Here is a 12,664-nt window from a genome sequence, read left to right as displayed (position 1 = left end):
GTTCGGACGCCAGAAATCCATGATGTCGCGCGTTTGAGCAACGTTATCATTGTTAAAGGCCATGATGCGTGGATTTTGGGTGATCAACATCGCCACACTTCCAGCACCCTGAGTTGGTTCACCAGGAGTTCCCACACCATACTTGGCAATATCACTGGCAATGACTAGGACTTTTGACTCGGGAGAATTTTCCACATGCAATTTAGCATAATGAAGGGCAGCTGTCGCTCCATAGCAAGCTTCTTTGATTTCAAAGCTACGGGCGAAAGGCTGAATACCTAACAAGCCATGAACAAAGATTGCTGCCGCCTTACTCTGGTCAATCCCTGACTCGGTTGCCACGATGACCATATCGATTTCTTCTTTTTCTTTGTCTGTTAAAATAGAGTTGCTTGCACTAGCTGCCATGGTAACAATGTCCTCTGTCAGCGGCGCAATACTAATTTCATTTAACAAGAGTCCCTTGCTAAATTTTTCGGGGTCAACTCCCCTTGCTTCTGCTAGGTCTTGTAATTTCAAGACATATTGACTGGTCGCAAAACCAATCTTATCAATACCGATTGTCATATTTACCTCTGTTTTTTCATTCATTGTAAAAAATCGTTTCATTCTATTTTATCACAAATAGGGGCAAAAGAGAGAAAAAAGACTTGATTCACCAAATCAAGTCTTTGCTTTGACAGCATTAGGAGGATATTCCTCGCTGTTTTCGGATGTAGTAATAAAGCTTTAGAATTACCGTTCCACTTGCCATTCCGATAGAAATGACCAGAGCTAACATAACCACCAAAGTTGCGCTTGCAATAGCATGGCTGTAATCGCCTGTCACAAAGAAAGCTGTCGTTCGATAGGATAAATAACCCGGCACCAAGGGGGCAAGAATGGCCAAGACAAAGACCACCGCTGGTGTCTTATAGACAATACTTAAAATCTGGCTGATGCAAGAGCCAATTACTGCTGCGATAAAGGTCGCAACAATAACATTGGTTGGTTCTTTGAGCACGAGATAGAGGAGCCAAACGCCCATTCCCAAAATACCACCAGGTAAGAGCATGGATCGTTGGACATTCAGTACGATTAGAAAGGTGATAATGGCGAGCAAACTCGCCACAGCTTGGAGTAAAATACTTGTTAGAGTCATCTTATGTCATCAAGACCAGGGCGACAGAGGTCCCGGCTCCTAAAGCGAGGGTAATGAGCAGAGATTCAAACATCTTGCTCATACCAGAGTTGATATGGTTAGTCATGATATCCCGAACCGCATTTGTCAGAGCAATCCCTGGAACAAAAGGCATGACTGCCCCTGCTATGATCAGATCCGCCGTTGAAGGAAATCCTGTATAGCGGGCCCAAAACTGGGCGATCAATCCGAAAACAAAGGCACCCGCAAAGGCCGTTACAAAAGGAATCCGAATAAACTTCTCTACGTAGAGAGAAAAAGCAAAACCAAACAAGGTCGCAATGCCTGCACCAAAAGCGTCATAGACATTGCCCCCAAACATAATCGAGAAGAAAGGGGCACTGAGGGTCGCTGCTACAGTCACTTGGAACTTGGTATAAGGAAGAGCTTGATTTCTGATTTCCTTCAGCTTTTTAAAAGCTGTAGAAAGATCGATCTGGCCACCAACAAGCTCTCGTGATACCTGGTTGACATCGCAGACTTTTTCAATGTTATAAGAGGATGAGGTTACCCGTTTCATCCGAGAAATATTGGTATTTTCAATCGAAAAGAAAATAGCTGCGGGCATGGCAAGAACATTGCAATCCATTATTCCCTGCGAATGGGCAATGCGGATCATAGTATCCTCAACCCGATGAATCTCTGAGCCACTTTTCAGGAGAATGGTTCCTGCTAGCATAATCACATCAATGATGGCATTCAACTCTTTTGATTCGTCCATTTTCTCCTCCTATTTCTACTTCCTCTATTTTATCACAAAAGTTCATGAAAAAAAATCTTTGTCATGATTTCATGACAAAGATTGGGTTAATTTCGTTCATTATTTGATGTTCTGCTACCATCTGAAGAGTCAGTTGTAGAATTGCTACCTTGATTGTTGCTCTGTGAAGGCGTCGTGTCTGTTCCTTGATTCCCGTGTTGGGACGAACTTGACGAAGAAGGAAGTGGTTTTGGTTTATAGATAGAAATCTTAACACGTGTTTTATTGAGATCTACTTTTTCTCCAGGTTTAGGGTCCTGACTAACAACCGTTCCTTCAGCGGTTCCTTCAGGAGCAGTTGATACTTCCACAACTTCGATATTGGCTTCTTTTACACCGACAATCTGAGTCAAGTTATTCTTTGTGAATTCGAGACTTGAACCGATGTAGCTTGGCATGGCAATGCTTGTCACCTTCTTAGCAACCGTTAAGGTAATCGTGCTGGCTTTTGAGAGATCATAAGTCGTGCCAGAAACAGGGGTCTGTCTGAGGATAGTTCCAGGTTCGCTTTCGCCGGATTCCTCCTCTTCCATCTTGATCAGATTTTCAGGAACTTTCTTTTCCTTGAGTTCAGCTACGACTTCCGTATACTTGCGTCCAACATAGTTATCTAACTGGAAGGATTGTTTACCAGAAGAAACAATCAAATTGACCTTGGTTCCTTCTTTTCGGCTACTTCCTGCTTCTGGATCGGTTCGAATAACACGTCCTTCTGCTACTGTATCGCTGGCCTCTGACTTTTCTTCACCGGCTTCAAACTTGGATTTTTTAAGAGCTTCCTTAGCCTCTGCAACGGTTTGTCCAGTTACGTCAGGAATAGCAATCGTTGCTGGAGTTCGGGAAAAGATCCAAATTAGAGAAGCCACAACTAACAAGGCACTGGCTAATAAAATCATGTAGCGAGCTTTAAATTTTCGTTTTTTCGTTGATTTTGGTACTGGTGCCTGTTCTGCAATCTGTTTTGTTGATTTCTTTGACTGAGGGCGTTCTTCTTGTTCCGAAAATTTAGGAATAGATGTCAGAGTGCTCTGTGGAACCTTTGGCAGGCTCTTTGTGTCTACTTTACTCACATCGTCAAAGACTAGTTTTGGTTCCCTTCTACGATTATAAGACAAACAACTTGACAGATCCACATACATTTCTGATACAGACTGATAACGATCTGTCAATTTCTTGGCTGTCGCCTTGATAACAACATTTTCCAAAGCCTGCGGTACAGCTGGATTTTCAGCAATAACAGATGGGAGTGGTTTTTGGAAATGTTGAAGGGCGATGGTCACTGCACTATCCCCATCATAAGGGATATGTCCTGTCAACATTTCATAGAAAATAATCCCCATAGCATAAATATCACTCTGCACAGTTGCCTTGGAACCACGCGCCTGCTCAGGTGAGAGGTAGTGGACTGAACCAAGCATAGAGTTAGTCTGCGTCAAACTTGTCTCTGCAAAGGCCACGGCAATCCCAAAGTCTGTAACTTTGGCAGTTCCATCTGGTGTCAATAGGATATTTTGGGGTTTCAAATCTCGGTGGATAATCCCTCTCGTATGCGCCAGACGCATAGCCAAAAGAATCTGCCCCATAATCCGAACTGCTTCTTCATTTGAGAGAGGAGAGTGTTCTTTAATGTAACGTTTGAGGTCCAGTCCTGCCACATACTCCATAGCCAGATACTGCTGACCGTCTTCCTCACCAATATCTGTTATCCGAACGATATGGGGATGGTCCAAATCCGCCATGGCTCTCGCTTCACGTTGAAAACGTGCCACAGCAATCGGATCCGTCTGGTAGTTGGTTCTCAGAACCTTGACTGCCACTTCTTCCCCATCTAGGATCAAATCCTTAGCCAAGTAAACATCTGCCATGCCTCCTCGACCAATTTGTTTGACAATTCGATACCGTCCGGCAAAAATCTTGCCGATCTGGATCATTCTACTTCCTCCTTATTCATGTGAACAAGGGCAACCGTGATATTATCTAAGCCTCCTGCATTGTTTGCAAAACGGATGAGGGTTGCCACCTTGTCTGTCAAGGAAATATCGCTGGTTACGATATCGTAAATCTCGCTTGCCGAAATCATATTGGTCAAGCCGTCACTATTGAGTAGGAGGTAGTCTCCTGACTCTAGGCTAATCATCCCAAAATCTGGTTGAATCTCATCTTTTTGCCCGATTGATTGGGTAATAATGTTTTTCTGAGGATGACTTTCTGCCTCCTCTGGGGTTAGTTGACCAGCCTTTAGCAGAGCATTGACCAAAGAATGATCACTCGTGAGCTGGCGATAATCCTCACCACGAATCAAACTGATACGAGAATCGCCGATATGGGCATATATAGCCTGACTTCCAATAATAGCCACCGCTTCAAGCGTTGTTCCCATACCCTTATAAGCTTCGTCTTTCCCCATCTGATGAATTTTTTGATTTTCATTTTCTAGGTAGTGGGCGAACCATTCACGAACTTCATTGACTGTGTCAATTTGGGTATCTACCCAAGCCACACCTAGGTCTGTTACCGCCATTTCACTAGCAATGTTGCCTGCACGGTGTCCCCCCATCCCATCAGCCAAGAGGATCATGGTACGTCCTGCTCGGTTAACAAAATGATTGACATAGTCTTGGTTATTTGTTCGTTTCTGACCAACATCTGTTAATAATGCTATTTCCATTGTGTCAGTTCCTTCCTAATCAGATATCTTGCGGAATTGGCTGATAAAGAATCCATCACTTCCGTACAATTCAGGAGTAATCAAGATACAGCCATCCTTCAAGATATCCTTGCATTCATGTTCTAGTTTAACCTGCTCGAACTCAGAATGACTTTCTAAAAATGCCTCAACGACTTGAAAGTTTTCCTCTGAGACGATAGTGCAGGTACTATACGTTATTATACCACCTTTTCGTAAGGTTTGACAAACACTACCTAGTATTTCCAGCTGAATTTGCTGTAATGATGCGAAATCCGCCGTTTCTTTATTATATTTGATATCTGGTTTTCGGCGCAAGAGACCAATCCCAGAACAGGGAGCATCTACTAAAATCTTATCAAATGAGTCCTTTTCAAAAAACTCATGTACCTTTCTAGCATCCAGTTTTTGCGTTTGGACTCGATCTGCCACACCTAGACGTTGGGCATTTTCTTGGATCAAGTCCAACTTATGGTCGTAAAGATCCAAAGCTCTTACCTGACCTGTCGTGAGATAGGAGGCTATATGCGCTGTTTTCCCTCCTGGAGCCGCACAAGCATCTAGAACCCGCTCATCTCCTTGTAAATCAAGAGTCGGAGCAACCAATTGACTAGACTCGTCTTGGATGGTTATAGCACCTTCTGCGAACAAATCATGTCCCGCAAAGTGACCTTGCTCCTTGACCAGACCAGTGGTTGCCAAGAGAGAATCAGTCGCCTCTAACAAAGCTTTGATTTCCTCTTTTCGGCTCAAATCGGCTACACGGATACTGGCCTTGTTGCGCACCAAGAGACTTTCAAAAATGGTTTTCGCTCGTTCTTCACCGTATTCTTCCTTGAGCTTAGAGACCAACCAAACTGGGAGAGAATAGGCAATGGAATCACGCTTATTTTTGCGTTTAATACTAGCAATATCCAGCCAGCCTTCTCGCAAAATGCGACGAAGGACTGCGTTGATCAGTTTTTCACTGCCTTTTTTACGGGCTTTGGCTAGCTCTACAGCTTCATTGACCACTGCGTGATTGGGAACCTTATCCAGATACCGAAGTTGGTAGGCACTCAGAAGGAGCAGGATATAGAGCCAGTTATCAAGCTTATCCCGGTCTTCGATAAAATGGGACAAGTACCATTCCAGAGTCAGTTTACGGGCTACCGTTCCGTAGACAATCTCTGTCACCAACCCCTTATCCGGTACTGAGAGTTGACTACCCTTAAGGTGTTTATTTAAGGCAATATTGGAGTATGCTTGGTTCATCAAAACATCCTCTAGCACTGCTAGAGCTAGACTTCTAGCCGTTTCTACTTTAGTCACCAAATCGTTCTCCTACAGTCAATGTCCGTCCCACTCCGTTGAGGAAGGAAGCGATATCCATCTTAGGCTTACCAGCTGGCTGCACTTGCTTGAGGGATAGAGCCCCTTCTGCCGTAGCGACAATCAATTCCTTCTTGCCAATAGAGAGGATCTCGCCTGGATTTCCCTGACCTTCTACTGGTAGAGCTTCATAAATCTTAAAGCGGTCTCCCTTGAGAAAAGTATGGGCAACAGGCCATGGATTCATTCCTCTGATTTGGTTGAAGAGTTGACGATTGCTTTTATTCCAATCCAGTTTTTCTTCTTCTGGCTTGATATTTGGCGAGAAAGTGACCTGGCTTGGATCCTGAGGCACAGGCTTAATCTCCCCAGCAATATAGGCAGGCAAAGTGTCCAAAAGCAAATCACGACCTACAATCGCTAATTTTTCAAACAAGGTACCGACATTATCCTCATCTGTGATGGGGATACTGCGACGAGAAATCATATCTCCTGCATCCATTTCCTTAACCATCTCCATAATGGTCACACCAGCTTCCTTATCCCCTTGAATCAAGGCATAGTGAATGGGGGCGCCACCACGGTGTTTTGGAAGAAGGGAGGCGTGAACGTTGACCGCAAAGTTCATGCTATCAAGGAGTTTACTTGGGAGAAACTGCCCAAAAGCAGCAGTCACAATCCCATCCGCTCCTAGCTTCATAATGGCTTCCATCTCTGGACTACCCGATAATTTTTCTGGTTGGTAGATAGGAAGCCCTGCTTCTTTGGCAGCCTGCTTGACTGGGGTTTCTTGGATAACTTTTTTACGGCCAACAGCGCGGTCTGGCTGGGTCACAACAGCTAGAATCTCGTAACGATCATCTGATAACAACCCCTTCAAAACTGTCGCTGAAAAATCGGGAGTCCCCATAAAGATTAGTTTTGTCATTTCTTCTCCTTCTTATAAAAATTGCTGTGGCTCATGGTCAATGCTGAGACGAAGCTCGCTATTTTCCCGTTCTTGAGTCAAGGCCAAAACTTGATTGAGAGTTGGACCTAGCTCATCTTCTAAACGGTATTTAATTAAAATCTGGTAATGATAGAGGTTGTGGGTACGGGCAATTGGTTTTGGCGTTGGCCCAAGGATTTTACTAGTTTCCGATAAACCTGAGCGCAAAATCCCCATGACTTCATAGGCACGTTTGACAACCTCTTCTTCTTTCTTGTGAGAGAGGGTAATGCCAATCGTGAAATAGTAAGGCGGATAGCCAAGTTGGCGTCTGATGCCCATTTCATAAGCGTAAAAGCCTTCATAATCCTGGTTCTTAGCAAATCGAATGGCATAATGCTCAGGATTGTAAGACTGGATCAAGACCTGACCAGCCTTTTCAGCCCGACCTGCACGACCAGCCACCTGGGTTAAGAGTTGGAAGGTTCTCTCAGAAGAACGAAAATCAGGCAGATTCAAAGCCGTATCCGCATTGAGAACTCCAACCAAAGTCACATTTGGAAAATCCAAGCCCTTAGCAATCATCTGAGTTCCCAGCAAGATGTCTGCTTCCCCTCGACCAAACTGGTCAAGAAGAGCTTGGTGACTGCCTTTCTTGCGAGTCGTATCCACATCCATCCGCAGAATGTGGGCCTGAGGAAAGAGCTCTGCTAGCTCATCGTAGGCTTTCTGAGTCCCTGTCCCGTAGTAACGAATACTGCGACTCTGACAGTTGGGACAGGCATGAGGAATCCCCTTCGAAAAACCACAGTAATGGCAGTTCATGGTCTTGGTATCCATGTGGAGAGTCAGAGAAATATCGCAGTTGGGGCAGCTATCTACTGTCCCGCACTCCCGACACATAACAAAGCTAGAATAACCCCGACGGTTGAGCATGAGGACTACCTGCTCTTTTTTATCCAAACGGTCTTGAATGGCCTCTAGCAAAGGAGGCGTAAAGTTTGACGTCTCATTCTGCCCGATATAGTCACGAAAGTCAATCACTTGAACCTCAGGAATAGTGGCTAAAGGATTGGCTCGTTGGGTCAGACGTAAGTGTTGATAGACACCTTTTCCAGCCCGCGCACGGCTCTCTAAGCTCGGTGTCGCTGAGCCGAGGACTAGGGCTGCTTGATTGTACTGGGCCCGTAGAATGGCGACCTCTCTAGCATGATAACGGGGATTGCTATCTTGTTTATAGCTAGCTTCATGCTCTTCGTCGATAATCATGACACCTAGATTTTTCAAAGGAGCAAAGATAGCTGATCTGGCACCAACAACAACTTGGGCATCGCCACGCTCAACCTTGCGCCATTCATCGTACTTCTCACCATTGGACAGACCTGAGTGAAGAATGGCCACTTTCTCACCAAAGCGAGCGATAAAACGCTCCGTCATCTGTGGCGTCAGGGAAATCTCAGGTACCAGCAAAATGGCTGTCTTACCCTTGTCCAAGACTCCTTGGATAATCTGCAAGTATACCTCTGTCTTCCCGCTTCCTGTAATCCCTTGAAGGAGGAAAGGAGGCTGCTTGCTACCAATCGCTCCAACAACCGCATTACGAGCTTGTCTTTGCTCTGGATTCAGCTCCAACGGTGTACTTGCTTCAATGCCTTCGAAATAAGTAGCTGAACGTTGCACTTCCTTTTGAACTAGGGATAGAGCCCCTTGTTCCACAAAGAAGTTGACTTGCTCCCGCGAGTAGGACTCTAACAAACTAGCCAGAGGAGCACTTTCAGGATGAGCAAGCAAATAGTCTCTCAGCTCTGCCTTTTTCTTGGCACGCACAGAAATCTCAATTTTCTCTAGCTGAGTAGCATCAACCTCATACCAAGACTGGGTCTTGACCTTCTTTTGATCGACTGCCTGGTATTCTAAGCGGAGCAGCCCTTTTCTCGTCAAGCGCATCATTTCTGCCTGCTTAGCAAGGTCTAGAGAAGAAAAGACTAGCGACTCTTCTGAACCAAACAAACGCTCTTTGTCTGACTGTCTCAGACCTTCCAGAGGGTAGAGAATCTTATCATAGCTGGAGTTCAGAAATCCTGGTAGCATGGCCTTGAGGATGGAGATTTTGTAAGAAAAGACAGACTTGCGCAACTCCTCAGCCAGCCATAGTTGTTCTTGCGTTAGAACAGGTGAAAAATCCAGCACCTCTGCAATCTCTTTCAAGTCCTGACCTTCCATCTCTTCATCCGACTGGGACTCCAAGCCAAGAACAATTCCTTGTATCAAACGATTGCCCTTGCCAAAAGGCACATGAACCCGCATACCGACTTCTAGCATCTCTACAAATTCCTCTGGGACCTTATAACTATAGGGCTGGTCCGTCTGCATCAGGGGAACATCCACGATAATCTTTGCGATAGCCATCTTCTCACCTCCTTCTTGTCAGTAAATTCTTGCAATAGAAAAAATAAGATTGAGTCCCCCCAACCTTAAATTTTTTCACCATCTTCTTTTTCTTTAGCAATTTGCTCTTTGATTTTCTTTTCTTCTTCTTCTCTGCGGCGTTTTTCTTCTTCGATACGGAGACGAACCGCTTCACGTTTTCCTTCTGGATCTGGGTGAATGGTTACATTTCCAGACTCGATTTCTTCCAAAGCACGAAGAGTTGATTTTTCAGACTTAAACTCTTGAGTTGCTGGCGCACCGGCTTCTAGTTCGTGGGCACGTTTTGCTTCCAAGATTACGAGTGAATATTTTGATGGTACCTTGTCGAGCAAGGTATCAATAGAGGGTTTTAACATCATTTGCTTGTACCTGTTTCCTATAGTTTATCGAGTAGTTGGAGATTTTGGCAACATCTCCTGGTAATGACCAATGACACGGTCCACACGGAAGTGTTCTGCTTCGATCACACGCTTGACACGTTCAGCAGCGAGGGGCACCTGATCGTTGACAATGGCATAATCATACTCACGCATGAGGGCAATTTCTTCCTTGGCTTTTTCGATTCGTTGGGCAATCACTTCAGCGCTATCTGTTCCACGACCTACCAAACGATCTTGCAATTCATCCAAATCTGGTGGCGTTAAAAAGATAAAAACAGCATCTGGAACCTTTTTCTTAACCTGAAGTGCTCCTTGGACTTCAATCTCAAGAAAGACATCGATTCCCTTGTCTAGGGTTTCGTTGACATAGGTCAGAGGAGTTCCATAGTAGTTACCGACATATTCTGCATATTCCAACATCTGACCTTGACGGATCAGCTCTTCAAACTCTTCACGAGTACGGAAGAAATAGTCCACTCCGTCCACTTCACCAGGACGTTGCGCACGCGTCGTCATTGATACAGAGTATTGAAATTGATTCTCAGAACTCTCAAAAATCTCTCTTCTAACCGTTCCTTTCCCAACTCCTGAAGGACCAGAAAAAACGATTAGCAAGCCTCGGTCTGCCATTATGTCTCCTTTAGTTAGTCTGTGAAATAAAGTAAAATTTCTCTCGGATAACTGATGATAGTGTCAGTTATCCTTCTACAGTCTTTCTATCTAGTGTAACAAAAAAGCAGTAATATTTCAACTGCTCTTTCTTATTTATTTAGCATAATCTACTGCACGAAGTTCGCGGATCACGGTTACCTTGATATTTCCTGGATAATCAAGATTGTTTTCAATTTTCTCACGAACTTTATGAGCCAAGATTGTGACTTTGTCGTCTTTGATTTGTCCTGGATTAACCATGATACGAATTTCACGTCCTGCTTGAAGGGCAAAGCTATTTTGCACTCCTTCAAAGCCATTTGCGATTTCTTCCAAATCATGAAGACGCTTGATATAGTTTTCAAGCGATTCGCTACGAGCACCTGGACGCGCTGCACTCAAGGCATCTGCTGCTGCAACGATCACTGCAATGACGCTTTCGGCTTCCACATCGCCGTGGTGGCTAGCAATGGTATTCACCACAACTGGGTGTTCCTTGTACTTACGAGCCAATTCCGTACCAATCTCAACGTGGCTACCTTCAACCTCGCGGTCAATAGCTTTCCCGATGTCGTGAAGGAATCCAGCACGACGGGCAAGAGCTGCATTTTCACCAAGTTCACTCGCGATGATACCAGATAACTTAGCAACCTCAATCGAATGACGCAAGACATTTTGTCCATATGAAGTACGGAACTGCAAGCGTCCCATGATCTTCATCAAGTCTGGATGGAGGTTTGGCGCACCAATCTCATAGGCAGCAGCCTCCCCATATTCACGGATTTTATTGTCAATCTCCTGACGGTTTTTCTCCACCAACTCCTCGATACGAGCTGGGTGGATACGGCCATCCTTGAGCAACATTTCCATGGTCATACGAGCAATTTCACGACGAATCGGATCAAATCCTGACAAGGTTACCACTTCCGGTGTATCGTCGATAATCACATCGACCCCTGTCAAACTTTCAAAGGTACGAATATTACGCCCTTCACGACCGATAATGCGCCCCTTCATGGTATCGTCTGGTAGGTGAACTGTTGAGTTTGTTGACTCTGCTACATAGTCACCAGCGATACGCTGCATAGCCTGAACCAAGATATCTTTCGCAATCTTGTCTGAACGTTCCTTCACCTCTTGCTCAGCCTCACGAATGCGACTAGCAATTTCCTTGGTTAAGTTTTCCTCTGTTTGAGCCAAGATAATATCTCGAGCCTCAGTTTGGGAAAGGGAACCGATACGTTCAAGTTCAGCTTCTTTTTGTCTTTCGACTTCCTCTAATTGCTCTTCACGTACATCAAGGTTTTTTGCTCTATCAGAAATACTTTGTTCTTTTTGTTCAAGTGTTTTTCTTTGTTCGTCAAATTGTCGTCCTTACGGTCAAGGCTCGTAGCTCTCTCCGTCAAACGACTTTCAATTTGCTTGAGCTCCTGACGTTCTGACTTAAATTCAGCGTCCACTTCTTCACGGTATTTTCTGGCTTCCTCTTTGGCCTCCAATAGTGCTTCTTTTTTAAGAGACTTGCTTTCGCTCTTGGCTTCATTTAGTAATAAATCCGCTTCGCGCTCAGCTTGTCCTCGTAAATTAGTTGCTTCTTGTTCAGCATTTAGAAGCATCAACTCTACAGCTTCTTGAGATGATTTCATCTTAGCTGAGATGCTGACATATCCAATGACTAAACCAATGATGACGGCAAAAACAGCAATCGCAAGTGTCATGATTTCCATGTTTTTACCTCATTAAATTTGTTTATCGAATGACATACATTCCTTAATATTCTATCATAAAAAACCGATTTTCACAAACCCAAATTGAAGAGTTTCGTGTGAATTTTTGAAGAAAATCCTTATATTTTCAAGCAAAATTAGAATTCTTTAAAAATTTAAATTTTCATGAAAGCCGAGGCAAAAAAGAGTAATCACCCACCAAAAACCACTTCTACAAATGGCTTAGAGAAAGTTCAGGAACAAGTAAAAGCGGTTCACTGCGGACAGATTTAACAGCCAGATCCCCATCATCACACTACTTCAAAATACCAAAATTATACTGAATAAATTTCACATATTCCAACATCTCAGTCGCGCTATAATAAAGCCTTTTATCCTCAAATTTTCAGGAAAACTTTAACACCTTGTAAGATTGACAGCCAGACGTTGACTTGTTCTGGTAAACTTCGCCATTAGTTGAAAGCAATCAGCAAGAATATAAGATGTCTAGTATTTGATTTTCAAAATTTCAAAAATTTAGAGCGATAATTTTCGTTACTTTGAATGTTAGAAAAGAGAGAACCAATCTGATTCTCTCTCATGCTTAGTTAGATCTCACCCTCCACAGTTGA

General features: G+C 44.1%; 9 protein-coding genes and 2 pseudogenes. All 11 read right to left on the bottom strand.

The features are described from left to right. A pseudogene (locus tag SORDD16_RS12060) lies at positions 1-567 on the bottom strand (hydroxymethylglutaryl-CoA synthase); the annotation flags it as partial. Between the two features lie 118 nt (positions 568-685). Further along, entirely contained in the window at positions 686-1,141 is a 456-nt protein-coding gene (locus SORDD16_RS09535; RefSeq protein ID WP_044021233.1) for a threonine/serine exporter family protein, read from the bottom strand. A 1-nt stretch (position 1,142) separates the two neighbouring features. Next, on the bottom strand, positions 1,143-1,901 hold the full coding sequence (locus tag SORDD16_RS09530) for a threonine/serine exporter family protein (protein ID WP_061453261.1): 759 nt from the start codon (positions 1,899-1,901) through the stop codon (positions 1,143-1,145). Positions 1,902-1,987: 86 nt separating this feature from the next. Next, on the bottom strand, positions 1,988-3,871 hold the full coding sequence (gene pknB, locus SORDD16_RS09525; protein ID WP_061453260.1) for a Stk1 family PASTA domain-containing Ser/Thr kinase: 1,884 nt from the start codon (positions 3,869-3,871) through the stop codon (positions 1,988-1,990). Continuing rightward, positions 3,868-4,608 carry a Stp1/IreP family PP2C-type Ser/Thr phosphatase gene (locus tag SORDD16_RS09520; protein ID WP_061453259.1) on the bottom strand — a complete coding sequence of 247 codons (741 nt, stop codon included), beginning with the start codon at positions 4,606-4,608 and terminating at the stop codon, positions 3,868-3,870. The genes pknB and SORDD16_RS09520 overlap by 4 nt, the downstream gene beginning before the upstream one ends. 15 nt (positions 4,609-4,623) lie before the next feature. Next, on the bottom strand, positions 4,624-5,937 hold the full coding sequence (gene rsmB, locus SORDD16_RS09515) for a 16S rRNA (cytosine(967)-C(5))-methyltransferase RsmB (RefSeq protein WP_061453266.1): 1,314 nt from the start codon (positions 5,935-5,937) through the stop codon (positions 4,624-4,626). Beyond that, on the bottom strand, positions 5,930-6,865 hold the full coding sequence (gene fmt, locus SORDD16_RS09510) for a methionyl-tRNA formyltransferase (RefSeq protein WP_061453258.1): 936 nt from the start codon (positions 6,863-6,865) through the stop codon (positions 5,930-5,932). Before fmt ends, rsmB begins: the two co-directional genes overlap by 8 nt. A gap of 12 nt (positions 6,866-6,877) precedes the next feature. Further along, positions 6,878-9,274: a primosomal protein N' gene (locus SORDD16_RS09505; protein ID WP_061453257.1), complete on the bottom strand. Its 2,397-nt coding sequence runs from the start codon at positions 9,272-9,274 to the stop codon at positions 6,878-6,880. Positions 9,275-9,339: 65 nt separating this feature from the next. Then, complete coding sequence (rpoZ, locus tag SORDD16_RS09500; RefSeq protein WP_002875802.1) at positions 9,340-9,654, bottom strand: DNA-directed RNA polymerase subunit omega; 315 nt, start codon at positions 9,652-9,654, stop codon at positions 9,340-9,342. Between the two features lie 24 nt (positions 9,655-9,678). Next, complete coding sequence (gene gmk, locus SORDD16_RS09495; RefSeq protein WP_000775041.1) at positions 9,679-10,305, bottom strand: guanylate kinase; 627 nt, start codon at positions 10,303-10,305, stop codon at positions 9,679-9,681. A gap of 135 nt (positions 10,306-10,440) precedes the next feature. Continuing rightward, positions 10,441-11,942 (bottom strand): annotated as a pseudogene (locus tag SORDD16_RS09490) (ribonuclease Y). Between the last annotated feature and the right edge of the window lie 722 nt (positions 11,943-12,664).

The organism is Streptococcus oralis (genome assembly GCF_001578945.1).
Lineage (GTDB): Bacteria > Bacillota > Bacilli > Lactobacillales > Streptococcaceae > Streptococcus > Streptococcus oralis_Q.
This window is presented reverse-complemented; position numbering and strand designations above follow the sequence as displayed.